General features: G+C 68.1%; 24 protein-coding genes and 1 tRNA gene. 7 read left to right on the top strand and 18 right to left on the bottom strand.

What is annotated here, in order from left to right; translation table 11 throughout:
* Nucleotides 1-63: 63 nt before the first annotated feature.
* Nucleotides 64-1,380 (top strand): tyrosine-type recombinase/integrase, encoded by a 1,317-nt coding sequence (locus tag O7614_RS04915; protein WP_278137304.1) that lies wholly within the window; start codon nucleotides 64-66, stop codon nucleotides 1,378-1,380.
* 187 nt (nucleotides 1,381-1,567) lie between these two features.
* Here O7614_RS04915 and O7614_RS04910 read toward each other — a convergent pair.
* From O7614_RS04910 to O7614_RS04895, 4 genes are all read right to left on the bottom strand, one after another.
* A tRNA-Arg gene (locus O7614_RS04910) sits at nucleotides 1,568-1,640 on the bottom strand.
* Nucleotides 1,641-2,103: 463 nt separating this feature from the next.
* Nucleotides 2,104-2,484 carry a hypothetical protein gene (locus tag O7614_RS04905; RefSeq protein ID WP_278137303.1) on the bottom strand — a complete coding sequence of 127 codons (381 nt, stop codon included), beginning with the start codon at nucleotides 2,482-2,484 and terminating at the stop codon, nucleotides 2,104-2,106.
* 212 nt (nucleotides 2,485-2,696) lie between these two features.
* Nucleotides 2,697-4,256 carry a reverse transcriptase domain-containing protein gene (locus O7614_RS04900; protein ID WP_278137302.1) on the bottom strand — a complete coding sequence of 520 codons (1,560 nt, stop codon included), beginning with the start codon at nucleotides 4,254-4,256 and terminating at the stop codon, nucleotides 2,697-2,699.
* Nucleotides 4,257-4,569: 313 nt separating this feature from the next.
* Nucleotides 4,570-5,277 (bottom strand): helix-turn-helix transcriptional regulator, encoded by a 708-nt coding sequence (locus O7614_RS04895; protein ID WP_278137301.1) that lies wholly within the window; start codon nucleotides 5,275-5,277, stop codon nucleotides 4,570-4,572.
* A 178-nt stretch (nucleotides 5,278-5,455) separates the two neighbouring features.
* On the opposite strand from O7614_RS04895, the gene O7614_RS04890 reads away from it, so the two are divergent.
* Nucleotides 5,456-5,902: a hypothetical protein gene (locus tag O7614_RS04890; protein WP_278137300.1), complete on the top strand. Its 447-nt coding sequence runs from the start codon at nucleotides 5,456-5,458 to the stop codon at nucleotides 5,900-5,902.
* Between the two features lie 56 nt (nucleotides 5,903-5,958).
* Here the strand turns inward: O7614_RS04890 and O7614_RS04885 are convergent, their stop codons facing one another.
* Genes O7614_RS04885 through O7614_RS04860 form a run of 6 tightly spaced genes read right to left on the bottom strand, consistent with a single transcriptional unit; the run spans nucleotide 5,959 to nucleotide 10,978 of the window.
* Entirely contained in the window at nucleotides 5,959-6,645 is a 687-nt protein-coding gene (locus tag O7614_RS04885) for a hypothetical protein (RefSeq protein WP_278137299.1), read from the bottom strand.
* Entirely contained in the window at nucleotides 6,642-7,838 is a 1,197-nt protein-coding gene (locus O7614_RS04880) for an NUDIX domain-containing protein (RefSeq protein WP_278137298.1), read from the bottom strand. Before O7614_RS04880 ends, O7614_RS04885 begins: the two co-directional genes overlap by 4 nt.
* Nucleotides 7,835-8,398, bottom strand: coding sequence for a hypothetical protein (locus O7614_RS04875; protein WP_278137297.1), 564 nt, complete (start codon nucleotides 8,396-8,398; stop codon nucleotides 7,835-7,837). The genes O7614_RS04880 and O7614_RS04875 overlap by 4 nt, the downstream gene beginning before the upstream one ends.
* Nucleotides 8,398-9,321: a hypothetical protein gene (locus O7614_RS04870; protein WP_278137296.1), complete on the bottom strand. Its 924-nt coding sequence runs from the start codon at nucleotides 9,319-9,321 to the stop codon at nucleotides 8,398-8,400. Before O7614_RS04870 ends, O7614_RS04875 begins: the two co-directional genes overlap by 1 nt.
* Nucleotides 9,318-10,121, bottom strand: a complete 804-nt coding sequence (locus O7614_RS04865) for a class I SAM-dependent methyltransferase (RefSeq protein WP_278137295.1) — start codon at nucleotides 10,119-10,121, stop codon at nucleotides 9,318-9,320. The genes O7614_RS04870 and O7614_RS04865 overlap by 4 nt, the downstream gene beginning before the upstream one ends.
* Complete coding sequence (locus O7614_RS04860) at nucleotides 10,118-10,978, bottom strand: SDR family oxidoreductase (protein WP_278137294.1); 861 nt, start codon at nucleotides 10,976-10,978, stop codon at nucleotides 10,118-10,120. Before O7614_RS04860 ends, O7614_RS04865 begins: the two co-directional genes overlap by 4 nt.
* Nucleotides 10,979-11,093: 115 nt before the next feature.
* Here O7614_RS04860 and O7614_RS04855 point away from each other — a divergent pair, with 115 nt between their 5' ends.
* Nucleotides 11,094-12,488, top strand: coding sequence for a helix-turn-helix transcriptional regulator (locus O7614_RS04855; RefSeq protein WP_278142145.1), 1,395 nt, complete (start codon nucleotides 11,094-11,096; stop codon nucleotides 12,486-12,488).
* Here the strand turns inward: O7614_RS04855 and O7614_RS04850 are convergent.
* The 4 genes from O7614_RS04850 to O7614_RS04835 form a co-directional block, all read right to left on the bottom strand.
* Nucleotides 12,452-13,639 carry a prolyl oligopeptidase family serine peptidase gene (locus O7614_RS04850; RefSeq protein ID WP_347404393.1) on the bottom strand — a complete coding sequence of 396 codons (1,188 nt, stop codon included), beginning with the start codon at nucleotides 13,637-13,639 and terminating at the stop codon, nucleotides 12,452-12,454. The two genes, O7614_RS04855 and O7614_RS04850, sit on opposite strands and share 37 nt — an antisense overlap.
* Before the next feature lie 644 nt (nucleotides 13,640-14,283).
* Entirely contained in the window at nucleotides 14,284-14,406 is a 123-nt protein-coding gene (locus O7614_RS04845) for a hypothetical protein (RefSeq protein WP_278137292.1), read from the bottom strand.
* Nucleotides 14,407-14,541: 135 nt separating this feature from the next.
* Complete coding sequence (locus O7614_RS04840; RefSeq protein ID WP_278137291.1) at nucleotides 14,542-15,252, bottom strand: creatininase family protein; 711 nt, start codon at nucleotides 15,250-15,252, stop codon at nucleotides 14,542-14,544.
* Between the two features lie 3 nt (nucleotides 15,253-15,255).
* Nucleotides 15,256-16,488, bottom strand: coding sequence for a helix-turn-helix transcriptional regulator (locus tag O7614_RS04835; protein ID WP_278137290.1), 1,233 nt, complete (start codon nucleotides 16,486-16,488; stop codon nucleotides 15,256-15,258).
* A 282-nt stretch (nucleotides 16,489-16,770) separates the two neighbouring features.
* Between O7614_RS04835 and O7614_RS04830 the strand changes: the two genes are divergently transcribed.
* Genes O7614_RS04830 through O7614_RS04815 form a run of 4 tightly spaced genes read left to right on the top strand, consistent with a single transcriptional unit; the run spans nucleotide 16,771 to nucleotide 20,599 of the window.
* Nucleotides 16,771-18,177, top strand: coding sequence for an APC family permease (locus O7614_RS04830; RefSeq protein ID WP_278137289.1), 1,407 nt, complete (start codon nucleotides 16,771-16,773; stop codon nucleotides 18,175-18,177).
* Complete coding sequence (locus O7614_RS04825; protein ID WP_278137288.1) at nucleotides 18,174-19,187, top strand: acetamidase/formamidase family protein; 1,014 nt, start codon at nucleotides 18,174-18,176, stop codon at nucleotides 19,185-19,187. The genes O7614_RS04830 and O7614_RS04825 overlap by 4 nt, the downstream gene beginning before the upstream one ends.
* Before the next feature lie 16 nt (nucleotides 19,188-19,203).
* Nucleotides 19,204-19,887: a GPP34 family phosphoprotein gene (locus tag O7614_RS04820; RefSeq protein WP_278137287.1), complete on the top strand. Its 684-nt coding sequence runs from the start codon at nucleotides 19,204-19,206 to the stop codon at nucleotides 19,885-19,887.
* A gap of 43 nt (nucleotides 19,888-19,930) precedes the next feature.
* Nucleotides 19,931-20,599 carry a GNAT family N-acetyltransferase gene (locus tag O7614_RS04815; protein ID WP_278137286.1) on the top strand — a complete coding sequence of 223 codons (669 nt, stop codon included), beginning with the start codon at nucleotides 19,931-19,933 and terminating at the stop codon, nucleotides 20,597-20,599.
* A gap of 369 nt (nucleotides 20,600-20,968) precedes the next feature.
* Here O7614_RS04815 and O7614_RS04810 read toward each other — a convergent pair whose 3' ends face one another.
* The 4 genes from O7614_RS04810 to O7614_RS04795 form a co-directional block, all read right to left on the bottom strand.
* Nucleotides 20,969-21,313: a hypothetical protein gene (locus O7614_RS04810; RefSeq protein ID WP_278137285.1), complete on the bottom strand. Its 345-nt coding sequence runs from the start codon at nucleotides 21,311-21,313 to the stop codon at nucleotides 20,969-20,971.
* A gap of 54 nt (nucleotides 21,314-21,367) precedes the next feature.
* Nucleotides 21,368-21,793, bottom strand: coding sequence for a class I SAM-dependent methyltransferase (locus O7614_RS04805; RefSeq protein ID WP_278137284.1), 426 nt, complete (start codon nucleotides 21,791-21,793; stop codon nucleotides 21,368-21,370).
* An 80-nt stretch (nucleotides 21,794-21,873) separates the two neighbouring features.
* On the bottom strand, nucleotides 21,874-23,337 hold the full coding sequence (locus tag O7614_RS04800) for a site-specific integrase (protein ID WP_278137283.1): 1,464 nt from the start codon (nucleotides 23,335-23,337) through the stop codon (nucleotides 21,874-21,876).
* Between the two features lie 199 nt (nucleotides 23,338-23,536).
* Entirely contained in the window at nucleotides 23,537-23,857 is a 321-nt protein-coding gene (locus tag O7614_RS04795) for a helix-turn-helix domain-containing protein (protein WP_278137282.1), read from the bottom strand.
* Between the last annotated feature and the right edge of the window lie 1,005 nt (nucleotides 23,858-24,862).

Below are 24,862 nucleotides of genomic sequence, written 5' to 3'. Positions count from 1 at the left end.
ATCAAACCGAACGCCGGAGGTATCGGGTCGAAGAAGGTCAAGCGGTCGTACACCGTCCGGTGGGTGGTGGCTGGCCGCGAGAAGTCCCGCACGTTCGTCACCCGGGCCTTGGCCGACAGCTTCCGCTCCGACCTGATGCAGGCAGCCAACCAGGGCGAGGCTTTCGATACTGACACCGGGCTACCGGACTCGCTGACCGAAGCCCCGGCGGCCACAACCTGGCTGGACTTCGCCACAAAGTACGTCGACATGAAGTGGGCGGGCGCTGCGGCCAAATCCCGCGACAGCATGACCGAGGCGCTCGCCGCCGTCACAGCGGCACTCGTCAAGGACGCCACAGGTCGGCCGCCGGTCGAGCTGCTTCGCCAAGCGCTGCGTAACCACGTGCTGCCGCCGCCAGCTCGTGGCCTCGACATGCCGCCGGACCTCGCTGACGCGATGCGCTGGCTGCGCCACGCTTCCCTGCCGCTGCCTGAGCTTCGGGAGGCGGCAACCGTTCGGAGTGCGCTCGACGTCCTGGTGGTGAAGCTCGACGGCAAGCCGGCCGCCGCGACCACCGCCCGCCGGAAGCGGTCGGTGTTCTACAACGCGCTTCAGTACGCGGTCGAGCTGGAAGAGCTGGAATTCAACCCGATCGACAAGCTTCGGGTGCGATCGCAACGGAAGAAGATTGCCGAGGTCGTCGATCGGCGGGTGGTCGTCAACCAACGCCAGGCGCTGGAACTGCTGATCGCTGTCACCTACGTCGGCCAGCGGGGACGAAAGGCCAAGCGTGGTGAGCGCCTGGTCGCGTTCTTCGCCTGCCTGTACTTCGCCGCGCTCCGTCCAGCAGAGGCGTTGGCGTTGCGTGAGCAGGACTGCGACCTACCCGAGAAGGGATGGGGTCGACTGACGCTGGCCAAGAGTCGACCCCAGGCAGGCAAGCGGTGGACCGACAGCGGCGAGGTTCACGACGATCGAGGGCTGAAGCACCGGGCCGAGGATGAGCCGCGCAGCGTGCCGATGCCGCCCACGCTCGTGACGATCCTGCGCGCACACTTGGAGCGGTTCGGCGTCGCCAAGGACGGCCGGCTGTTCCAGAGTGAGCGGGGCAACGTGGTTGCCGCCTCGACGTACTCGCGCGTCTGGGATGAGGCGCGTCGGCTCGCGTTGACGCCGCGCCAGGTTGACTCTCCGCTCGCTGGTCGGCCATACGACCTGCGGCACGCCGCCGTGTCGCTGTGGCTCAACGCCGGTGTGCCAGCAACCGAAGTAGCCGACCGGGCCGGACACTCCGTGGACGTACTGCTCAAGGTCTACGCCAAGTGCATCGACGGCGCAGAGGCCACCGTCAACGACAGGATCGCTGAGGCTCTGACAGGCGTGGCGTGGCCCGTATGATGGTCGCCGTTCCGGATCTTGCCCCGGCCGTATCGGCTGACCTGGGCAGATGACTTCAAGGTCATTCCGCGTCTGTTCCGCGACCTACGACAAACGCCGGCTTCCGGTGACCTACGGCTGCACACCTGTTCTAATTGAGCAGCGTGTTTATTGCCAGCTCAGATGGCGTTTCGGCTGTGTATCGAGGTGCCCCCGGCAGGATTCGAACCTGCGACACACGGTTTAGGAAACCGATGCTCTATCCCCTGAGCTACGGGGGCGCGAGGGCACAGTCTAGCGACCTGGGGGTTCACCTGGGGTGGCAGGGAGTGGCTCACGTTGACCCACGTCACCCGGCCCCCTGTTCGCCCAGCCCAGGACCACACCCGGAGCACACGAACCGTGGTTTGCGACCGGCGGTCGGCCGTAGTGACCCGCGTTGGCACCGGTTCACCCGGGTTGGCATCCGCTGGGGAGCACACACCGCGCACATCGGAAAAGATCATGGTGTGCCGGGAGCCCGCCGGCTGGCAGGAGCGCGCCTCGGCGGCAAACGTCCACGGCTTCGAGCGCTGACTCAGGCACGAAACCGACTCTGGGTCGGCGTTTGGCGGAGCGGTGGCGGGCGAGTCGTTACCCGGAGATCTCCGGGCTGGCCCTGGTCGCGCGGGTCAGCGCCGACCTCGCCCGGACTGTAGGGGACCTGACCAGCCCGGCAGTAGCCCGCCGACTGTGACCTCCCGGTCAGACTTTCGCTTGGACTGCCAGATCAAGTCTTTCGATAAAGTCGCGGCATGCTGAGGCGGCTGCGGCGAGGCTCCCGTCGGACAGCACGACCCGGTTGTCGTCGACGGTGATGCCAGCAGCCCTCAGCTTGTCCTTGACGCTGCGCTCGCTGCGGATCTGGCGTCTGGTCAGCTTGCCTAGGCCGTGGGCGACGGCGTTACGTGCCTCGGCCAGTCGCTCGACCGCCTTCCAGTCCTCGTTGACTCCGAGCCAATCCTTGTATGACCTCTGCTGATCTGACCAACCCCCGGTACCGCGGATGATGGCATCTTCGGCGATCTTGGTGGCCGTCGCGTTCGAGGCGCCCGAAAGGGCCCGCTCTACTTCGCGTGACAGCAACTCCGCAGCGAACGCCTCGGTGATCGATAGCAGCCTGACCAGAGTGGCTTGGCATCGATCCTGTACTGGGTCTCCATCTGGGGATGGTCGCAGGCGGGAACGCGGCTGCGGTTTTAGGGCCGCGACGGCTGCTCGGTGAGCGCCTAGAGTGCGGAACAGCAGTGCCGACGCCGCTTCAGCTTCGACTGACAGAACTCGCGGAACCGACGCAGTCACTGTTCAGCCGCTTGGGCCATCAGCAGCCGATCCAACTCGTCGTCGGCGGTACTTTCGGCGCGAGCGCGATCAAGGCCGATCAGGCCCCAGAACGCCAGGCGACGCCATTCGGGGCCGACCCGATCGACGGCGGATGCAACCACACCGGCATCACCTCGGCCGATCCGCCCCAACGACGCCGCAGCGGTGGCGGCGAGGCCATCTTGGCCGTCGGCGACGCAGCGTGCGAGCCAGTCCTCATAGGCATGTTTACGTGTCGCTCGTTGCACACCGCCGGCTGCATGGGCGATCCAGATTCCCTGCCATGTGCTGAGGATGTTGCCGCTAACGACCTGGTCAAGCGCGCTTCGGATCTCGGTACGCGCACGTCTGCCGCCCCGTCCATACGCGTCGAGATATGCCGCTACCTGTGGTGTCAGCGCCGGCTCGTAGCGGAGGAGGGCAGACAGCAATTTCAGCGGACGATTGTCGCCAGCCACGCCAAGCGTCAACAAGGCTCGGCCAAGCAAAGACTGCGTTATGGCGGCGTCTTGGCCCGCCTGCGTCTCCTCGGACTCGTCTTCCTCCTCCCACAGCTCCCACGCCCGCTGAGCGGCTTGGACGCGGCGGGCGTCGATCTCCTCAGCGACCTCGTCATTCTCGGCGGTGAACGCATCATCCTCGTCGACACTGCTGTTCGCTGGTGAGGCGCCAAGAGTAGACCGCCCAGTCTCCTCACCATCCGCGTCGCCGTAGCCCGAATCCAGAAATCCAAGGCCGCCCGACGAGTCGGCCGAGTCGCCCTCCTCGAACAAGCGTCGCTCTGCTTCAGCGAACGATGTCAGTGACTCCCGGTACCTCGCCATACCGTAGGTATAGGTCTTACGCTCGTTGAGCACCAAGCCAAGGGCATGCACCTCCATGGCGCACGCCTCCAACGACTTGCGCGCTTCGCCCAGCGAACGTGAGGCAATCCTGAAGTCGTCAGAGTAGGTGAACGTGGCGTGACCTCGCCGGAGTAGACGCCTCCGAACAGGATCGATGTAACTATCACCCAGAACATCGCTGGATGGGTGCACCTGCGGTAGGCCTACTCGACGGCCGATAACCGAGGCCAACAGGTCGGCAAGCGACTCCACCGCAAGTTCTTCGCCTGTCTGGGCTACCAGTTCTGCGCAGAGCAACTCATGGTCAACGAACTCATAATAGGCAGTCACGTCTGTCTTGCTGATGTACCTGACGCTCGGAACGTCGAGCGGCGCGGCACGGAACTGCTCGATCGATTCTCGGTTTCGCAGCCGGTCCGGCAGCGCCTCTTTGACGAGCCCGACCAGGGCCCTGTACAGCACCCTGTCCTCGAGGGTCATGACGTGCAGCGGTCGCGCCCCGCGCCAACCCTTGTCTGCGAAAACGACGCTGGCGGCTCTACCAGAGGGGCCGCGCCGCAACCGCGGGCGCAGCCACCTCTCCACAGCGGACGAGTCCGCTGACAGGGCGACGTAGTCCCAGCGACGCGGCAACAGGCGGTTGCGCGACGACAATTCCTGCCTAACGGCCTCGGGCAGGCTCTGACTCATACGCCCGAACAGAGCAGTTTCGACTCGCACTCATCCCCTCGAGGGCATAACCACCACGTGACAACACCGATGGTACGAGGCAGGTCCGCGGGGCCGCGATTGGAAATCTGGCGCCCCTCCGAAGTTGCCTCGAGGGACAACGACCCGCCACCAGCCGCCAGGTAGGTCCGGTTTTCGTTGTCGCGGCGGTGTGGTGGGTGCGCAGAATGTGCTGCTCGGCGGTACGAACGTCCACCCAATCTGGGGCAGCTGGCAGCTGGCAGCTGGTGGGTGGGGCGTGGGACGGATTTTCTGGCCGGCTGAGGTGCTGTAGCTAGTCGTTGTCGGCGTTCAGGGAACGCTCGGCGTCTAGGAGGCGCTCGACTCGGATCAGGGTTCGCTCGTCGGCTGCGGCGAGGAGCCGGACTACTCGGCCGAATCTTGTGTCGTCGGCAGGTTCCGGTGGGGCCGGTTGCTCGCGGGTGTCCCGGTCGGGGTCGTCGGCCGGTTGGTGATAGGTGCCGGCCAGCATGGCGAACATCTGCGGGCCCAGTTCCTGCATGGTGGTGACGAGGCGGACGGCGCTGGCGTGCGGGCCGGTGTCCGGGTCGGCTAGCGCGGCAGCCATCTGTGGGCCCATCTGGCGCATGGTGGTGGCAAAGCGCAGGGCGGCCATCTCCGGGCCGCCGTCGGTGCGCCGGTTCTGGCCTTTCACCTTCGCGGTGAACGCGAAGGCGGTGTCGCGGTCGGTGCCGGGGTCGCGGATGAGCAGGTCGACCGGGCCGGTGGCCTGCCATTGGATCCGGGCCTGTTCTCGTACGCGGGCCAGCAGGGCGGCGGCCGTGTCCATCGAGGGTGCTTGGGCGCCTCGTTCGATGCCGCGGACAAACGACACGTGTACGCCTGCCTGGTCGGCGAGTTGCTGTGGGCTGAGGCTGCTGCGTTCGCGCAGAGTTTTCAGCAGGGCGCCGAACCGGTGGTTGCCGGCGGTGCCGGCCGCGATCTGCAGTGGGCCTTCGTCGTCAGTGAGCTCCTCATCCACGAGAGAAGAGTACAGGGTCATGTTGCGCGGGAGGTGGCAGGTGTGCAACTCTTCGCAACACGGTCCTCTGCTCCTCTATCGCCTCGTTTGCCGGTTCGCCCTCTCCCAGGCTCGCCGCTGACGTCGGTGGGGTGCGGCCCGGGCCGCTGTCACGTTTTCGTCTTGGAGGGTTATCGCCGTGCCTGTCGTAGGCCTGCTCTATCTCGCCGCTGCCGGTGCTGCCGGTGTCGGCGGCCCGTTGGCGGCTCCGTTGCTGGAGCGGCTGGCGGAGAAGAAGTCCGGCGAGGAGGCCTCGGCGGCATCGCCGGGTAAAGCCGCCGGCGCTCCAGCCGCAGCAATGCTGCTCCTGGCTGCTGCTGGTGTTCTCCGGGTGGGTGGCCCGTTCGCCGCAGTCTTCTTCCTGCGGCGAGCGGGGCAGGAACTAGCCGCCTGCGCGCAAATCCGTGACGTCGAGATGGAGGCACGGATCCTGCGGTCCCGGATCGGCTTGGCTAAGCTGCGGGAGCAGGCGCGTGCTGCTGGAGTTGATCCAGACCTGGTCGCGCAGGGCTACCAGGATCTGCGCGACGGCCTCTTCTCGTTCGACAAGGTCACATCCTTTCTGAAGCCGGCCGGCGTCGGCTAATCGGGCCTGGGCCGGCCTGCTCGAGCGCGGTCGAACATTGGCAGGCATGCGCTGGCTCATGCCTGCCGGCCCCGTCTATTTGCGGGCGCTGCTTCTCCTACGTCCGCGCGACCGTTCCTGATCGTCGGGAGGCGGAGAGACTCGATGACCGTCGCGCAATTGAATTCGGCCGAAACGGATACGTCAAGTCGTTGCGTTGGCAGGCCCGGCCAGTCGCCAAAGGTATGCATTTCTATGGCGAAAGCTTGCAAATACCTTAGGTAACCGGGCGTCACGGTCTGAGATGATGTGAGGCGCGGAAGGGCCATCTGGAGCGCCTCCTCGCCCTCCCCAAGTTCGATCGCCACGCACGGCTGGACGTCGGTGAGTGCTCGGACCGAGGCGGCCAGATTTTCCCGAAGGGGTTCGAATGCCGTGTGTCGTTCGTGGGCGTGGGCGCGGGCGGATGCGTAGACGGTCTTCGGCCCGCGATCAACCAGGTGCACTCGGTCTTGTGCGACGCTCAGGTCGCGGAGATCATCGAGACGATCAATCATCGCCCCGATGAGCGCCTCTGCAACGTCCATACCTGGGGTACTGACGACCCAGGAAGCGAACTGTTCCGGCGCGGCGATCATGGGGAGGTAACGCCACAGTGGGCTGGAGACGACTGCTTCAATGCCACTGCTGTTGAGGGCGGTGGCAAGGTGTCTGATCAGAGTCGTCTTCCCGCTGCCATCGATCCCGTCGACGAAAATGATCATAGGGATGCCGACTCTTCGAGCATGCTCCTCACGGCCACAAGCGCACCTGGCACCCGCGCGGCGAGCAGTTCGGCCTGCGCTACGTCGTCTGCGCCTGCACGGCGGTAGGCGTCGTAGTCTCCAAGGAGCGATCTGAGCTGGGTGCCCGGCCAGTCGCGCAGCGCCTCGACCACCTCGGGAAGCCGCAGGCCGACCTCTGGCGCTCGATGTGCGACAAGCAGTCGACCGGCGCTCGACAGCACCGACAACACTCGGCGTGCGGTGTCCTCGCGCTCCGATTCTGTGTGGTGGCTGGCGGCCAGACGGGCGACGGCGAACTCGTGCAGTACGCCAACATCACCAGCGAGATCGGTCAGTTCTGTGGTGACGGCCGGCGTAGGGGCGGTGGCACCTGCGATCACGGCGGTGTCGAGCCCTACGCGACGCAGCACCACCCGCATCTTCATGTCGTAGAGCGGACCGAGGCGACGGGCGTCGCCCCCGTGGCTGTCGGCGAGGTGCAGCGACGCTCGAGAACCGTGGCGTCGGGCCGCTTCACTGACGATCTCGTGGAGCGACGTGGCGGCGGCCGACGTGGGGGGCAGGTTCCAAGCGATGAAGTCAACGTCGCTCCAGCCCTCGATGAAGTCTCCTCGTGCGGCGGATCCGCACAGCCCCACCCCGGCATCCGGATGTCCGGCGATGACGGCCTCGGCCTCTGCCGCCACCTGGTTGACCAGGTAACTGAGCTTTCGGCTGAACGGCAGGGGATGAGCGGCACGCCAGGTGATGACGGCAAGGGCGCGATCCAGCACCTGCTGGAACTGGGGATGGCTGGCGGCCTGCCGGGCGGCGGAAGCCTCGAGCCAGCGGGCCTGGACGAAGCCTTCGTCCCGGGCCGGCGTCGTGGTGGTGGTGGACGTCGAGAAGAGGAACCAGTCGACGATCTTCGTCGCTGGCGTGCCGTCGTTGTCGGTGAACGTGTAAGCCTCCTGCCCGAGATACGCGCTGTAGTGCGTGTCGGTGAGGCCGGCTTCCTCGGCCACCTCCCTCTTGGCTGCGAGGAGTGGTGCCTCGCCTGGCTCCAGTCGGCCTTTCGGCGCGACGGTCTGTCGTTCACCGGTCTTTCGGACCTGATCGAGGAGCAGGACTTGTGGAGAGCTGAGGTCGTCGGTCGCGACGACGGCACCGGCGGAGGCGTATCGACGAGTCATGGCTGGATGCCTCCTGGGGCTGTCTGCATGGTCTGGAACGCGTCGCGGAGACGAGCCCTGAAGCTGATGATGTTGGCAGTGTTGTCGACCCAGTGATCGGTAATTGCGCGCCAGGCCGGAAGCTGTTCGTGGACGCGTTTCCGCTCGTCTTTGCGTCGGATGATGCGTCGGGCCTCGTCGGCGGTCAGCCCTCGGGCCTGCGCGAGGCGTTTGACGCGGATGAGTTCTGGAGCGGTGATGAAGATAATCGAGCATGGTGCCGGCCACGTTCGCTTCACAGTCATAGCCAAAGCGGCATCGATGAAGCTCTCGACTGCCAAGGGGGCCTCGCCGCGGTCGGTTAGTACGAGGAGTTTCGAGACGAACTCGTCGTACCCGAAGCCTTCCCGCGTCTCCACGCCCTCGTGGTAGGCCTGCCGGCCTGAGGTGAGTTGCACGAGGACCGTCCTGATCTTGACGCGGCGGGCGCCGAGGGCGGCCAGGTACTCGCCCGCGCTCGACTTTCCAGCCTCGCTGGTGCCGGCGAGGAGGAGCATCGGTGGCGCGGCCGGCTGCCGCATCACGAATCTCCTCTTGTCCGACGGATCACCGCGGCAACACTGGTGGGCAAATCGTCTGGCTTGCCGATGCCGACGCGGATGACCGGTACAGCGGCAAGTGCGTCGAGCGCCTTCTCCGCCAAGTTGAATGCGGGAAGACTGCGGCTGATGGTGACCTCGTCAGCCGAGGAGAAGATCGAGACGTGGTCAAGAGTCGGGTCGCGTAGCTTCGCCTCGTGGTCGGTCACCGCCGCGCGCAGCAGATCCCGGGCTGCGGGAGTAGGCGTCTCGCGCAGTTCACCCGCCGCAAGACCCTGATCCGGAATGACGATGAGGCTCAGCGGCAGCGGGCGGTGTCCGGCAGTGGTGGGGGTGGGAAGATCCACCGGGTAGAGGAGCCGTTCGGTGGCGTGAGGTGCCAGCAGCGACGCCATGTCGGCGCGTACGTGCCAGGGCAGGGTGGGCATCGGCACCACGCAGGGCTGACGGCAGGGGAAAGCGGTGAAGGCGAACTCGTCGACCAGGAGGCTGCCTCCGTGAGCGGCGACGCCCAGCGCGAGTGATGTCTTGCCCTGCCCGCGTCCGCCGTCCAGCACCGCTATGGCCGACCGTCCCCCGTCTATGGTCACCGCACTCCCGTGCAGGAGCGTCAGCTCGCCGTCCCCCATGACGGCCAAGGAGCGTGCCGCGGCCTGGAGCACTCCGATCTCCAACGTGGGTGGATCGCCAGCCAGCTCTGCGGCCAGTTCCAGGAGGACCTTACCTCTACTGACGTCGACGGTCAGCCGGGTTCGGTGCCCATCACGTACCTGCATGACCTGCCCGGCCGGCATGGTCGGCAGTTCCGTGTCAGCGAGTCGGGCGACGAACCGCCGCAGGCAGCGTGGTGCCGACTCAGCGATCCGGATCTCCAGCGCGTGGTTGCCGACTCTCAACAAGCTCATGACCGCTCCCCGGGCTTGCGGAGGACGAGCCACATCGAGTACCGGCGGTGTCTGCCGCGTACCGGGAGCGCGGGGGCCGACAGGACACCCTCCTCCGATGTCACGGTCGCGTACTGCCGGATCCCGCATGTCGCCGCGAGGAGGTACAGCTCGTGGGCGGTGGTGAGGTGGGCGTAGCCAGGTGCCGCTCCGCTGGTCTTGTTGGCGAGGTAGATGATGTCGCGCGCTGGCAGGGGCCGCGAGCCGGTGCGGCGCTGCCCCCGCCATCGCGCGGCGCGGGCGGCCAGGTCCAGCAGATTGGCGATACGGACAAGCCCGAGCCGGCCGGCGTAGTGCCAGTTGAACGTCTCTACCAGGACGGTGCCTCCCGGGGCGCACACCCGCCACATCTCGTGCAGGGCTTCCACACGTTCGGCCTCGGTTGCCAGCGCGTTGAAGGAGAAGCGGAGGCACCACACCTGGTCGAAAGTGTCCGCTGGTAGTGGCAGGGCGTTCATGCTGCCGTGCACGAAGGTGCCGTTCGGGCACGCGGCCCGGGCAACTGCCAGAGCCACCTCGTTGATGTCGACGCCGACGATGTCGCCGCCCAATACGGTTATCGCTTGGGTGACGCGACCGGCACCGCATCCCACATCGAGGATTCGCGCCCCCGCACCGAGCCGGTGATAGAGCGCCTCCTCGCAGGGGCGCAGCGGTGCTGTGTTGTAGAACGACGTCTCGCCCGCGTAGTGGACCTGGTTCAGGGCGCGGATCATGGCTGCGTAGTCGATCTCGGCGATGCCGCCGTGGGTAGTCGTCATCGCAATCCCAGTCCTCCGTCGACGTGCAGCGTGCTGCCGGTGATGTACGACGCCTTCGGCGACAGCAGGAACGTGATCGCGTCCGCCACCTCTTCCGGTTCACCGCAGCGCCCGAGGAGGCAGCGGTGACCGGCGGCCTTGTCGGGGGTCATCTGGGTGGCGATCGCACCCGGCACGACCGTGTTGACGCGGATGCCTCGACCGGCCAATTGCCGAGCAGTGACCCGGGTGAGGGCCTCCACGCCGCCTTTGGCGACCGCGTACCCGAGTCGCTCCGGGTGCCCGTAGTGGGCGTTCACGGAACTGACGTTGACGATGGCGGCAGGAAGGGCGGCATACGCAACGAACTCACGGATCACCAGGAAAGCCGAGCTCAGGTTGACCGCGAGCATCCGTTCCCACTCGGCTACGTCCGCATCGATGATCGAGGTGCGCCCCACCGCTCCCGCGCAGTTCACCAGCCCACCCACCGAACCCGGCTTGACGTGATCGGCGAAGAACGACCGCACCTGCTGCTCATCCGCGACATCGACGTCGTGCCAGGAAGGGCCCTGGTCTCCGCGCGGAACGTCCGCGGGCACGTGAATATCCAGCCCGTACACATGAAGGGCCCTGCTCATGGTCGCCCGCACGATGGCGAGCCCGATACCCCTCCCGGCACCCGTCACGATCAGGGCGGATGGAACGACTTCGTGCTCCACTGGCACCTCCCAGGTTCGTGAACAACCAGAGGGCGGATCTGACGAGTGATCGCGCCCCTCCTCCTCACACTCACCCTCAGCGTCGCTGTCGTGAATGGCGAGCATGCGGACGAAGGGTTTGTCCGCATGCGGCGCGCCGAACAGGCCGACGGTCATGCGGCGTAGTTAATGGCGATCCTGGTTGCGCCGCGCTGAACACTGAGTGACCCTATGTGCGCGACGTCCACGCTGCTCAATGCCGTCGGCGGCGAGCAGCCCGAAAGGCGGTGTCATGGGCCAGACCCCGCGGGAGCTCGAGCCATCCCTGTCCGAGCGCCACTTCTTCGGCGCCGAACTGCGCCGACTGCGCGAACGCGCGAACCTCTCGCAGGCGCGGCTCGGCATCATGATCCGCTTCAGTGCCGATCTCGTACGTCGTGTGGAGACAGCCGATCGGTTCCCCTCCCGCGAGTTCGTCGAGGCCTGCGACAAGGCGCTGGTGACCGGCGGCTCTCTGATGCGCCTGCTACCGCTGCTCGACAAGAACCGGACCAGCGACGGCAAGCCGAGCGCCCCCTCACCGGCCGACGGCGGCCTCAGCAGCGCGCTGTCCAATCGCCCGACAGGAACGTTGGGGCTGGCCGAGATGGTCGCTCGGGTTCCGTTCCAACCCGGTGTCCTCGATCGCGCCGCCCTTGACTGGCTGAACGCTGCGGCTGGACCCCGGCCGCCCGCGGCCGGACGGCCCGGCTCGCCTGACCAGATCGACGAAGAGGATCTTCATTCGGCGGAGACCGCTCTGGCGATGTTCCGGCAGTTGGACCACACCCACGGTGCTGGACGAGTTCACGCGCAGGTGCAGCGGTACGTCGAAGGCGAGCTGAACCGACTGTTGGCGAATACTCCAACGTCTGCGGCGGTTGGTCGCCAGCTCTACACGCTGGCGGCGGGATTCTTCGAACTCTGCGGGTACCAGGCGGTCGACACTGGCGCCCACGGCCTCGCCCAGCGCCGGTACCTTCGCGCTCTACGTCTGACGGAAGCTGCCGACGACCGCCTGTACGGCAGCTACCTGCTCGCCGTGAACATCGGCCATCTCGCGCTGCACTGCGGGCACCCCGAGCCGGCACGCAGAATGGCGCTCACGGCGGTGAGAGGGAGCGAGACCCGGGCGACGCCCGCTGTGGCAGCCGCACTGCACGCGGTGGTGGCGCGCACGCACGCCCGCCTCGGACGCGAAGGCGACTGCCTGACCCACCTTGACATCGTGGAGACGCAACTAGCCCGCAGCAAGCCCGAGGACGAGCCGGCGTGGATCCGGTACTTCGACGCGGCGTACCTCGCCGACGAGATCGCCCACTGCTTCCACGACCTGGGCCGACCGCGGCACACTCAACGGCACGCGGGCGACGCTCTCGCCGCGCTGAGCCCCACCCATGTCCGGCGACTCGCCATCGACACCGCGCTCATGGCCTCGTCGCTGGCCGCCGCCGGCCGCATCGACGAAGCCTGCGCCACCGCACGCGAGGCAGTCGACTTCGCGGCACGAACCACCTCGCACCGCTGCCTGCAGCGCATCGTCGAGGTACAGGCTGACCTCGAGTCCTATCGGGGTGAGCCCGAGGTCCGCGAGTTCGGCGAGTACGTGCGTCACCGACTACCGCTGGCGGCTGTGCAACCCGGTTGATCGATGGCCGCACCCGCCATCACCGAGCGATAGTGAGCCAACTCCGCCTCCAGCGCCGCGCCTGCTCGACGGGACGACGCCACGTAGTGGCCGACATCAGGAAGAAGCAACACCTCGGGCGCCATGCCGAGAGACGTCAACTCGTCGGCGAGGTCGCGGACATCCTCGACCACGGCCACCTCGTCGCCGGTGCCGTGAATGAGCAGCACCGGCCATTGAACCCTGACCGCACGGACCGGGCCGGCGCCCCCGCGCAGCCGCATCGCGTGCGCCCGCTGGAACCGGGGCACCGTCAGCGCCCACCGCTCAGGATCGACGATCGCCGACACCGCGGTGGCGGCGGCGAACGGGCCGTCCTGTGACACCGCGTGCAACGCGCTGTAGCCGCCGGCGCTGGCACCGCGGATGAACACCTGCCCCGGCACCGCCCGCCCGGTGGACAGCAGGTGCACCGCCACCGCCGCGCAGTCATCGACGTCGTCCAGGCCCCACCGGCCGTACAGCGATTCCCGGAACACGCGGCCGTACCCAGTGCTTCCCAGGTAGTCGACATCAACGACGGCGAACCCGCGACTGGTGAAGAACTGCGCCTGCCAATCCAGGCGAAGCAGGCAGGAGGCGGTAGGCCCGGGATGCGCCCGAACGATCACCGGCGCCCGCCAGTCCGCCGCCGAGCCCGTCGGCGGATACACCAGGGCAAACACCTCCCGACCACTGGCCACTCGGACGCGCAACTCCGTCGGCGTCGAAACGCACGCCCCGTCGAGCGCGGCGTGCTCCGACCTGGCAAGCACCTCCACCTGGGGGGCAGCGTCAGCCAGGTTCACGAGCGAGACCTGCGGGGCTGCGGTCGGTGACGATCCGATCAACGCCACGGTCGTCCCTTGCACGGCGAGGTACGGCTTGATCGACGTGTACGGGAGGTCGACGGGGCGGACAGTACCGTCGGACTCGACGACGACGAGGCGGTGCCGCGGCCCCTCCTGCACCGCCACGACGATCCGACCGTCGTCGAGGAAGCCATACGACGTGTAACCCAATTCCCACGGCTCCGCGGCGCACTCACCCGCGATCGGCGCCACCGCCTCCGCCTGGAGGCCGTTCCACCGGTAGAGGTTCCACCAGCCATTGCGGTCCGACACGAAGTACAACGCCCCGCCGGGTCCCCACCGCGGCTCCACCGCAGACTCATCCGAACCACCGGCGAGCCTTACCGGGTCCTCGACCCCACCGTGCGGTGAGTAGGCGGCGGCCCACACCTCACACGCGTCCCAAGGCATGTCGTGCTCGCTCCAGGCGGTCCAGGCCAACGAGCCCGGACCTGGCCGAGGCGCGCCGAGGAACCCCCGAGACGAGACGAGAGTTCGCATCTGCGGAGCACCGGTGAGCGACACCGCGACGAGTTGGTCACCCTGCTCCGACTCCCGCACAGCCAGCAACTCGCCGTCGCCGATCGTCAGGTCACCGAAGCATCCATGGCTGACCAATTCGAGTTCATCGCCGTGACGACGGCGCCGGTAGAGGCCATCTCCGCCGACGCACCACAACATCCCCTCGACGACAGCGAACGATCCGCCCCCATACGCGTGAACGCCGCTGGCGACATCGAAGCCCTTCGGACTGACATCATGCTTGCCCTCGCCGGACCGCCACCGTGTCACCGTCGTACTCCCGCCGGCGTCGGGGCGAGTCTCCAGCCAGTACAGGCCGTCAGCACCGGTACGCAGCTGGTCATAACTCACGGAGGCGCGGACGGCATCGTCCACCGACACTTCAGCGATCCTGTCGCCCAGCCTCACAGGTCCTCCTCGAACAACTTCCACGCGGACCGGACGACGGCGGGCTCGTCAACCGGTCGCCGGGACACCGGCGCGGCCACCGGCAGCGCTCGGATTTCCGTGCCGGCGTGTGTGCCCATACGTCGCCGACTCTACGTCCGAGCACCTTGTCCCTGCTCCCGGCTCACCCTGCAAACTGCGGCCGCCCGATCGCTCTCCCGAGGACAACGTCGATGCGAACAGAAGCTCTCGTCCAGCAACATTCCTGATCATGCCTAGAGTCTCGGCAGGAGGCCGTAGTGGTCGGCGAAGGAGCGCACAAGGTCTTCGAGTACGGCTCTGCCCTTGGCCGCGGTGCCGTGGGACGGCAGACCAATGACGCCGCTGGTGGTGTAGCCACTCATGCCCCGCGTGAGGAGGTGACGTCGATCGTCCGCTAGGTGGTCTGCATGCTGGAAGCCATCACGCACCACTTCCGGCGCAACGTGCAGAAGCAGCGAGACCTCGAGCTCGCCAGCGTGCATGTCCTGGTGGGCTGTGCTGTGCAGGCCGGCGGCAACTCGAGCGTCGTCCCAGTCGGCCCGAGCGGGGAACAGGGTCATCCTCGGTCCGGCGACGTTGGCTTCCTGAACGATGTTGGCAAGCGCGTAGTTCCCGCCGTGTCCGTTGATCACAGCGAGCCGGTCGATGCCCGATTCACGCAGGGAGTCAGCGATGTCAACGACCACGGCGGCGAGGGTGGTGGCGCTGATACTGACCGTTCCACGCCACGCGGCGTGCTCGTGGGAGCAGGAGATCGTCACGGGCGGCAGCAGAAAGAGGCCGTAGCGCTCGGCGACTGCCTTCGCAATCGCGCATGCCACGATGGTGTCCGTCAGCAGCGGGAGGTGGGCGCCGTGCTGTTCGAAACTCCCGACTGGGAGGACCGCGACGGACGCTGCTCGTTCGGACTCGTCGGTGCTCGTCGCCGTGGTGATGAGATCCACGGGCTAATGGTTGCACGCTTCGAGCGTCGCCCGCCGATAGGCGAGCACGAAGGCCGCCGCCTCGGGAATGGCTGTCTGCTGGCGCAGGGCCACCGCCGTCGGGTTCAACCAGCGCAGAGCTCGCGCGGAGGAGGTGCCAGTGGCCAAGGCCAGGGCGTTGGCGGCCTCGGTCGCCGCGCGCTCGACGTCGCCACTGTTGAGATAGGCGGTGGACAGGGCCGATCGCCAAAGGGCCTCGTCGACGCGCCACTGAGCTGGCCAGTGGCGCAGGAGTTGCTCGTAGAGATCGGCAGCAGCCGCCGGTTGGCCGAGGAGCAGACGGCATTGCGCTTCGTGGGCAGCCACGTACACCGCGTCGCAGTGGACGCCGACATCGATCGGCAGTTCCGAGCCCCAGTCGGCGCTGCCGGCGACCCTGTGCGCCTTGTCGATGCTGGCTGCACAGGCGTTCTGGTCACCTCCCATCGCGTAGGCCTGGGCCTGGCGGATCAGCAGTAGAGCGCGGATACGGCCTGGTAGCCGGACCTCCTCCAGCGCCCGCTGCGCCAAGGCAATGGCATTACGCGGATCGAAGCGTTCGAGGGCGCGTTGGCTCTGCCTCATCAGGACGTAGCTGGCGAGCGCCGGCGCGTTGGCTTCGACGGCCTGCTGTTGGGCGCGTCGCAGCCAGGCGTCAGCCTCGGCGGCGTCGCCCTGCTCGTCGATCCAGCTGAGAAACTCCGCCCACAGTGCCTGCGCGATGAGTACGTCTCGACGATCGGCTGAACGGCTTCGCCGCCCGACGGCGGCTGCGATGCTGATCTGCGCATGGGCGGTGGACGCCATCCCGGCGTATCCGGTGCGGTTTCCGGCAATGGACAGACCGGCGAGCTGCTCGTACCACGAGCGGAGCAGGTAGGGCCTGTCGGGATGATCGATGGAGGCCCGGAGTTGGCCCTCCGCACCGTCGACCAAGCGGTAGCCGACGCTGGTGAGGCGACGCCCACTCTCGAGGTCTGACAGAAAGCGGACCAGCTCACCACCCGTCTGCAGTGCGCCCTCACACGACTCGACGAAGCGGGCGGACGGCCAACGTTCGGCCTTCTCCACCTTGCCGATGAGGTCCCCGCTGACGTGCACCAGCCCGCCCAGAGCGCGCTGGGACAGCCCGCGGCGCTCGCGCCACTGCCGAAGCGCGGCACCGAATCCATGCAGCGCCGATCGGTGCGGGGTCAGCCGTCGTGGAGTTTGCGCCACCGGTACTCCTGAGTGCTGTCTGTCCGTCACTGCCGCAGTTGGAAAGGTCTGACCGTACGTGGTCGAACGCTACGCGGACAGTTGCATGCGGACAACACCGTGTGTCCGCATCAGCGCTATCGACTCATCTGTCTCGGTGAGCAAATCTCGTTGCTGAGATACCTGTCCGCTTACTGGTCGAAATCATTAGCAGCGGTTCAGGTCCGACGAAGCGGTTGCCTTCGCTGACGAGTCAGCTGCGAGTCGCGAGATTGGCCAGGACGCAGACATTTGAGGAGTGTGATGAGTTTTCAGAATGACCTCTCCCGATATGGATATCGACAGGAACTGAGCCGGCAACTCCGGTTTCGGGACTTGGTCGCGTACGGGCTGGTGTACATGGTGCCGATCGCGCCGATGGCGATCTTCGGCAGCGTCTACGCCGGCTCCGGCGGGATGGTGGCCCTGGCGTACGCGGTCGGTGTGGTGGCGTTGGTGTTCACCGCGTTCTCCTACGCGCAGATGGTGAAGGCGTTCCCGATGTCGGGCAGCGTCTACAACTACGCCGGCCGGGGTATCAGCGCACCGGTCGGGTTCCTGGCCGGCTGGGTGATCCTGCTCGACTACGTTCTCGTGCCGGGTCTGCTGTACCTGGTGGCGTCGGTGGCGATGCACGCCACCGTCCCGGCGGTGCCGGTCTGGTTGTGGCTGCTCGGGTTCGTCGCGGTCAACACGGTCGTCAACTCTGTCGGGATGCGGATGACCGCGATGGTGACCCGGGTGATGCTGGTCGGTGAGTTGGTCGTCCTGGCGGTCTTCCTCGCTGTCGCCGGTTGGGCTCTTGCCTCGGGTAGGGGCAGGTTCAGTTGGGACGCGTTCTACAACTCCGACACGTTCACCTGGTCGCTTGTCGCCGGTGCGGTGTCGATCGCGGTGCTGTCCTTCCTCGGCTTCGACGGCATCTCAATGCTGGCCGAGGAGACCAAGGGCGGTTCCCGGCAGATCGGCCGGGCCATGGCCGCCGTCCTCATCCTGGCCGGGGTGCTGTTCATCGCCCAGACCTGGCTGGCCGCGATGCTCGTCCCCGAGCCGGCCTCGCTGCTCAGCGGCGGGGATCCGAACGGCACCGCCTTCTACGACGCCGCGCAGGTGGCTGGCGGAGGGTGGCTGGCGACCCTGTGCGCGGTGGCGACGGCCATCGCGTGGGGCCTGCCGAACTCGATGGTCGCCCAGGTCGCCACCTCACGCCTGCTGTACGCGATGGCCCGCGATCGGCAACTGCCCGCGTTCCTGGCGAAGGTATCGATCCGCCGCAACGTGCCGATCAACGCCACCCTGCTCACCGGCGCCGTGTCCCTCGCCCTCGGCCTCTACATGGCCACCCGCGTCGACGGGATCACCCTTCTGTCGTCGCTGATCAACTTCGGGGCGATGGTCGCCTTCCTCGTGCTGCACGTCTCCGTGGTCGTGCACCACCTCATCCGCCAGCGCAGCGGCAACTGGTGGGCGCACCTGGTCATGCCCGCGATCGGGTTCGCGATCCTCGCCTACGTGGTGGTCAACGCCAACATCGCCGCGCAGCGCCTCGGCCTGGCCTGGCTCGCCCTCGGCATGGTCGTTCTCGCCGGCCTGTACCTGGCCGGCCGCCGGCCCGCGCTGTCGGGTTTGGCGCCCGCGCAGCCGCAGGCCCGTCACGTGGAACGGGTGTGACCGGCATGGACACGATTACTTACCGTCCGGCTCGCGATGAGTTGGCCTACACCTTCGGTGGCCGGATGCCGGTGGCCCACGTCCGCTCCGGCGACGTGCTGCGAGTGTTCACGGAGGACTGCTTCGGCGGTCTCGTGCGCGGGCCGGCGGACCTGCCGTCGCGGGTGTGCCGGATGCCGTACCTGAACCCGGTGTCGGGGCCGTTCTTCGTCGAGGACGCTGAGCCCGGCGACACCCTCGCGATCCGCCTCGCTGCCATCGAGCCCGCCCGGGACTGGGGAGCCTCGTCGACGTTCCCGCACTTCGGAGCGCTCACCTCGACCTCGCACACCGCTACGCTGCAGCCACCGCTGGAGGAGCGGGTGTGGGTGTACGACATCGACCGGCAGGCCGGGACGGTCCGCTTCCACGCCACGGGCAGCGACCACAGCGTCGACCTGCCCCTGGACCCGATGATCGGCACGATCGGGGTCGCACCCGGCGGGTTCGAGGCGCGCTCGACCATCGTGCCCGACAGCCATGGCGGGAACCTCGACACGCCGGAGTTGCGCGCCGGTACCACCTTGTATCTGGGGGTGAATGTGCACGGGGCGATGCTCGCCCTCGGCGACGGGCATGCCCGCCAGGGCGAGGGTGAGGTCTGCGGCATCGGGGTGGAGATCGCCACGACCACCACCCTGATCATCGAGGTCATCAAGGGCGTTCCGACGGTGTGGCCCCGCCTGGAGACCGACACGTCGATCATGTCAGTTGGCTGCGCCCGTCCCCTGGAGGACGCGTACCGGATCGCGCACCGCGACCTGGTCGGCTGGGTGAGTGACCTCACCGGCCTGGAGCAGCTCGACGCCTACCAGCTGGTGTCGCAGGCCGGGCGGGCGCCGATCGGCAACGTCTGCGACCCGAACTACACGGTCCTCGCCGCCGTCGGCAAGCTGCTGCTTCCGCAGCCGCAGGCCGCCTACGGCGGGATGCACGCCCACCTGCGGCAGCACGCCGACGGGCCGCGGTAGAGAGGGCGGGATCGAGATGACCTCGTCCATCCCTCCGTTGCCGCTGCGGGACGAGTTGTTCCTGCTCGGTCACGACGACGACACCGGCCACCCGCACATTCACCGCCAGGCCCTCGCCCTCGGCCTGGCCGGTGCGGTACTCATCGACCTTTTCCTCGCCGGGCGGATCGCTCTCGTTACCAGCGACGACACCGGGCCGGGCGAGGAGCAGCGTGTCTGGCTGCACCTGGACCGCCCGGTCGGGGACCTGATCGCCGACACCGCCCTGGCATCCATCCGCCACGCCCATCCGGCCCTGTCGCTGCGGGGGTGGCTGCGCGGGTTCGCCGACGACCTGTACGACCGCACCCGCGCCGGCCTGCACGCCGGCGGGATCCTGCGCCACGACGTGCGCCGGCGCCTCGGCGGGCTCGCCCGCACAGACCGGTACCTGCCCGCCGACCTGAAGTGGCCGGTCGTCGCCCGCGCCCGGCTGCACTACATCGCCGCCGGCCGTGACCAGCCCGACAACCACACCGCCGCCCTCGGCGGCCTCGTCGCGACCCTCGGCCTGACCAACCACCTGTACCTCGCCGACGACATAGCCGCCCTCACCGTGCAGCTACGCACCATCGCCGCGCAGCACCACCGGCAGGTACGCGACATCACCGCCGCGGTGGACGCCGCCGTCGGTGACCTCGCCACCGCCACCTACCGATAAGCCGTAACCGCCCCACCCGATCCGCTGCCCTTGGAGGCATCTCATGGACGTCATTCCGCGTATCCGTGCCGCCCGGTGGGCGGACAAGGATCCGGTCGCCGCGCTGATTGCCGACGCCCTGCATTCCGGTCCGCTCGCCCAGTGGCTGGTGCCCGATCCGACCTGCCGGCGGCGGATCCTCACTGACGTGGCGGTCATCTGGGTGGAACACGCCATGTTCTTCGGCGACATCCAGATCACCGATGACCTGAGCGCCGCAGCGATGGGGTTTCACCGCTACCGCAGCATCCCGCCACCGTCGAACTACCGCAGCCGACTGGCCGACGCCGCCGGCCGGCACGCGCGGCAGTTCGAACTCCTCGACCAACTACTCACCGCGGTCCGACCCACCGATCCTCACTACCACCTGGCAGTTCTCGCCGTCATTCCTGCCGCCCGGCAGCGCGGCATCGGCAAGGCGATGCTCACCCACCACGAGAGCCGCCTCGACCGCATCGACATACCCTCCTGGACCGAGACCATCCATAGCAGCCAGGACGTGTACCGCCGGCACGGCTACCTCCCGAGACCCGCGCTCACCCTGCCCGACGGGCCGGTCATCGCCCCGATGCGCCGCGACCCTCACCCGGCTCCCGGATCCTGGCCTGTGAACACCGCCAGGCCGGCGACCGTCACCGCGCCCGCGCCCGCTCAGTCCGACGCGCAACGCTAGACACGGTGCGGACGCCCAGGTCACCGCTCCCACCGACCGTCCCGCCTCGGCGCCCGCCAGCCGCGCTGGGCCCACGCCAGGACGCTCAAAGCCGGTCGCCGGCCCGTAGAGGGACGGCAGCGGCGACCGACGTGGCCGGCGACGACGGTCCCCCGCTGTCGTCGCCGGCCACACCCTCCGCCCGAATGCGCAGCCCCGGCCGCGACCGCCTGCACCAGCGCAGCGGTGCTACCCGCACCCAACCCCCGAACATCAACTCGGAGGGGCGCATCGGCTTGCAGGTGGTGTCCGGCTCCTGCAGTCCCGGCTGGCCCAGTCCCTGTTTAAGGCGTGGATCGCTGGCGGCCTTCAGTCGTCCGCTGCCGGCTTTCAAGAACCGGCCGGAAGGGCGGAGCTGTCTCGCCGCGGCGCCGTGTATAGCGCGGTGACGTAGTGGTCGATCGCCGTCGCCCCGGGTTGGCGGGCGATCACCTCGGCGACGCCGTCGAGGAACGCCTCGCGCTGGTCAGTGCTCAACTCGCGGACGTTCGGGAAGGTCCCCCACAGCCCGCGCGCGCCGTGCGGGGTCAGCTGGTGCTCCCAGCGGATCATCTCGACCTGAACGGGGCCGAACCAGTCACCTGCCCGCAGTTCCGCCATGCGCTCGGCGACCCGCAGCGGCGCTGGCACACCGGCGGGGCCGCGCCCCTGCCCCGGTAGCCATCGTCGGTACACCGCGTCCAGCTCCGTACGCCAGGGCGGGCTGCGGTCGGGGTCGCCGAAGACCGTTCACCACACCGCCAGCCCTCCGCCCGGCCGCACCAGGCGGGCCAGCCGTCGCACCGCCGCGCCCGCGTCCAGCCAGTGGAACGCGGTGGCGCAGACCGCCAGGTCGAAGGTGTCGTCGGGCAGCGCCACGGTGGCGAAGTCGCCCTCGACGACGGTCACGTCGTGGCCGGTCAGGTTCGTTCGCAGCCGGGCCGCCAGCCGGCCACCGAGTTCCACCGCCAGCACCGACGCGCCGGCGTCCACGAGGGGACGGGTCACCTGCCCGGTGCCGGGTCCGATCTCCAGGACGCGCGCACCCGGTCGCAGCCCGCACTCGGCAAGCACCTCGTACACCCGCCGCGGGTATCCCGGCCGGGCCGCCTGGTAGTTGTCCGGGTCTTCGTCGAAGCTGCCCCGCCGGCTCAGCCGCTGGTCGTCACCGCCCATGTCGCGAGCGTATTCGCTCGGGCGACCGGGGCCGGCCCGGCCGCACACGGTCGTCCGCCGCCGCTTTCGTGAGGTGAGGTTCATCCCGCCTTGCGGCGTTTCTGGTTGATCTTCTTCGCGACAGCATCGGCGGCGTCCTGGTGCATCCGCCTAGTGACACTCTGGTAGGTGTCGCGAGTCAGGGTCGTGGTGGAGTGACCGAGTTGCTCGGAGACGACTTTGATGTCGATGCCGGCGTCGAGGGCGATGGTGGCGGCGCTGTGGCGTAGGTCGTGCAGCCGGGTCGGGGGTAGCCCGGCTTTGCGGACAAGCCGCCGGAACCGTTGGGTGACGGCGCTTGGGTGCCACGGCTGCCCGTCGGGGCGGACGAAGAACAGTCCGGTGTCGGGCCACGCCGGGCCGGCGGCGAGTTGCCACTGGGCGCGGTGGGCCCTGTAGGCGGTGAGGACCTTGACGGTGTCGGCGTCGAGGGCGACGTCGCGGTTGCCGGCTCTGCTCTTCGGCGGTTTCTGCACAGCGGTGTAGCCGTGGGTGGCGATCTGGTTGTTGATGGTGGTCTCCCGTCGGTGCAGGCGAACCTCGCTGTCACGCAGGCCGCACGCCTCGCCGCGGCGGGGTCCGCGGTAGGCCATGTAGTGCCACATCGGATGCAGGTCCGGAGCGTGCGCGGCGGCATAGTCGAGGAACCGCACGACCTGGGAGTCGGTCCACACCATCACCGGTCCGGGGACCTCGCCGGTGCTCTTCCACCGCTGTATGCGTTCGTCCTCCCACACGATTGGCAGGGGCCGGTCGGCGGGCACCTTGACCAGGGCTGCGGGGTTGGCGCCGACGATGAGTTCGTCGGCGAGGGCGTCGTTGATCGCCTTGCGTAGACAGGCGCGGATGCGCTGGCGTGTGCTAGGGCCGGTGGGTCGCACGCCAGTGACGGTCGTGCGGATCACTGGGTCGGTGCTCGCCTTCGCGGCGGTGATCTCGTCGTTGCGGCGCTCGATGGCGGCGAACATGGCGCGGATGTGGGTGGTGCGCAGCTTGTCCAGCGGGATGTCCCCCAGGTGTGGGATGAGGTGGACCCGGGTGATCGATTCGTAGCCGCGCTGCGTGTTCGCGTCGACCGTGAGGTGGGTCAGCCAGCCGGTGAGGTACTCAGCGAGGGTCGGCGTGTCCGCAAGAGGGCCGTCGCCGCGCAGCCGCTGCCGTAGGCGGTTGACCTCGGGTAGGGGGCGCTTGGCCCGCACCGCGGCCTGAAGTAGGTCGGCGATGTCGGTGCGGCGCCGCCGGTCCCCACGCAGGGCGAGTGCGAGCAGTTCCCGGGCCTGGTCGAGTTCGTCGGCAGCGGCGCGGCGGTTGGGCAGGCCGGCGCGGCGTAGTTGGCGACGTCGGCCGTCGGCGGTAGGTGGGAGTTCGAGTTGGTAGGCCCAGTGGCCGTGCTCGGAACTCCAGGCGCGGTTGGGGCGGCGCAGCTTCGGACAGTCGTTGCCGAAGGGCTTGCCGGTGTCGGGGTGGCGGCAGCCGCAGCGTTTGAAGATGCTTCCGTCAGGCATGGCAGGTGGTGCTCCTCGAGATCAGGTAGGGGTGCATCGGTTTCGTCGATCGACATCCACGCGTGATCCGCAGGCACGATCAAGTCGCCGGGACCGTCAGACGACGGTCCCGGCGGAAGCTCGGAGCGGGATCAGGGCCACGCGCGGTAGCGCGGCGTGGGGGTTGGACGGAATGGGTCCTCGCCGGCGCGGGAGGCGCCTACGGTGGGGCGTTCGCGGCACCGCCGGCTTGCTCTGGCGTGGTCCCCAGGTCGTGCAGGTGCAGGGCGGCGAGCAGCGGCGCCGTCGGTATCCGGTAGTGGGCACCGACGCGGAAGTGCGGCACGGGGAACGCGTCGCGGCGGATCAGCTTGTAGGCGGCGGAGCGGGACATGCCGAGCACCGCCGCGGCGGTTGCCAGGTCGGTGCTGGCACCCAGGGCGCGGATCCGCTCGGCCGTCCACGTCGGCTCCCGCTCACCCGCGGCCGCCTCTTCCCCAGACTGCGGTGGCACCGTTCGAGTGCGTCTGGACGATCTCATGGTCATCTCCTCAACGGTGGGTACGGGCGTACGGCGTCAGGCACGGGGGCGCGCGGCGGTGAGGCCGGATGCCCGGATGCGGACTCGGCCCTCACGGCCGGACCGCAGGAGCAGATCCGACAGGCGCTCGATCTGGCTCGGCGACATCCAGCACGGCCGGCCGGGACAGCTCAGGCGCCACTTACGTCGGTGCTTACACATCTCGATGTCGGCTCCGCGCCGCGCCGGTCAGGGCACTGACATCTGTAAACCCGCGCCTGTGTGCTCTGGCGAACGCCTGTTTGACTCACCGCCACTCACAGGGACTCACAGGCCGCCCGTCCGTGCGCTCACACGGAGCCGGCGCCGATACCACGCCGATGCGCCGCCGCCTCGACGCCAACCCACCCGGGCAGTGGCGAATGTCGATGACACGGTGGGCGGTGTGACGGTTGACGAATGCTGCGACAGCCTGTCCGCCAACGGCTCCGCCACGGTGCCAACGTGTCACACGGCGAAGTGGCACGACCGGTCAGGCACTCATGCAAGTCGATGACAAGTTGTCCGCGAACATGTCCGTCACCGACGAGCGCGGACAACGCTGGCGAGCGGTTGACACACCCGCCTACGCGGCGCGGGGATGTCATGCCGGTTGGCCATCGCCGCCACGGGACGGACCTCCGCCAACCTGCGCCAGTGTCACTCCAGGCCGGTGAAACGCGAGGAAAAGTTGTCCCGGGCCTGATCAGCGACCCGCCGGACAAGTTGTCAACGACGAGCATCGATGACATGCGCGACGTCACGGACACCGGTCCAGACACGGAGGAGATGCTGTGCCCACCTTGAGGCCATGGCCGCGCGCACGATACCCATCGACGCTTCTCGACGTCATGTGACCGCTCGTGAACGCGTGTCCGGACAAAGTGACACAGCGCCCATGCCGACGGTCCTGTCCTCTCGGACGCGGTCGCCAACGCCCGCACGGACAACCTGTCAATCGACCGCCCTCGTTGACACCGGATCGCC

It is taken from the genome of Micromonospora sp. WMMD961, from assembly GCF_029626145.1.
GTDB lineage: Bacteria > Actinomycetota > Actinomycetes > Mycobacteriales > Micromonosporaceae > Micromonospora.
This window is presented reverse-complemented; position numbering and strand designations above follow the sequence as displayed.

What these genes read in the sequence shown, in the direction of transcription:
- O7614_RS04880 (WP_278137298.1), bottom strand. Translation starts at nt 7,838, where the DNA reads ATGACTCGTCGATACGCCTCCGCCGGTGCCGTCGTCGCGACCGACGAC.
- O7614_RS04870 (WP_278137296.1), bottom strand. Translation starts at nt 9,321, where the DNA reads ATGAGCTTGTTGAGAGTCGGCAACCACGCGCTGGAGATCCGGATCGCT.
- O7614_RS04800 (WP_278137283.1), bottom strand. Translation starts at nt 23,337, where the DNA reads ATGCCTGACGGAAGCATCTTCAAACGCTGCGGCTGCCGCCACCCCGAC.
- O7614_RS04830 (WP_278137289.1), top strand. Translation starts at nt 16,771, where the DNA reads ATGAGTTTTCAGAATGACCTCTCCCGATATGGATATCGACAGGAACTG.
- O7614_RS04865 (WP_278137295.1), bottom strand. Translation starts at nt 10,121, where the DNA reads ATGACGACTACCCACGGCGGCATCGCCGAGATCGACTACGCAGCCATG.
- O7614_RS04875 (WP_278137297.1), bottom strand. Translation starts at nt 8,398, where the DNA reads ATGCGGCAGCCGGCCGCGCCACCGATGCTCCTCCTCGCCGGCACCAGC.
- O7614_RS04815 (WP_278137286.1), top strand. Translation starts at nt 19,931, where the DNA reads ATGGACGTCATTCCGCGTATCCGTGCCGCCCGGTGGGCGGACAAGGAT.
- O7614_RS04885 (WP_278137299.1), bottom strand. Translation starts at nt 6,645, where the DNA reads ATGATCATTTTCGTCGACGGGATCGATGGCAGCGGGAAGACGACTCTG.
- O7614_RS04820 (WP_278137287.1), top strand. Translation starts at nt 19,204, where the DNA reads ATGACCTCGTCCATCCCTCCGTTGCCGCTGCGGGACGAGTTGTTCCTG.
- O7614_RS04795 (WP_278137282.1), bottom strand. Translation starts at nt 23,857, where the DNA reads ATGAGATCGTCCAGACGCACTCGAACGGTGCCACCGCAGTCTGGGGAA.
- O7614_RS04900 (WP_278137302.1), bottom strand. Translation starts at nt 4,256, where the DNA reads ATGAGTCAGAGCCTGCCCGAGGCCGTTAGGCAGGAATTGTCGTCGCGC.
- O7614_RS04805 (WP_278137284.1), bottom strand. Translation starts at nt 21,793, where the DNA reads ATGGGCGGTGACGACCAGCGGCTGAGCCGGCGGGGCAGCTTCGACGAA.
- O7614_RS04855 (WP_278142145.1), top strand. Translation starts at nt 11,094, where the DNA reads ATGGGCCAGACCCCGCGGGAGCTCGAGCCATCCCTGTCCGAGCGCCAC.
- O7614_RS04860 (WP_278137294.1), bottom strand. Translation starts at nt 10,978, where the DNA reads ATGACCGTCGGCCTGTTCGGCGCGCCGCATGCGGACAAACCCTTCGTC.
- O7614_RS04845 (WP_278137292.1), bottom strand. Translation starts at nt 14,406, where the DNA reads ATGGGCACACACGCCGGCACGGAAATCCGAGCGCTGCCGGTGGCCGCG.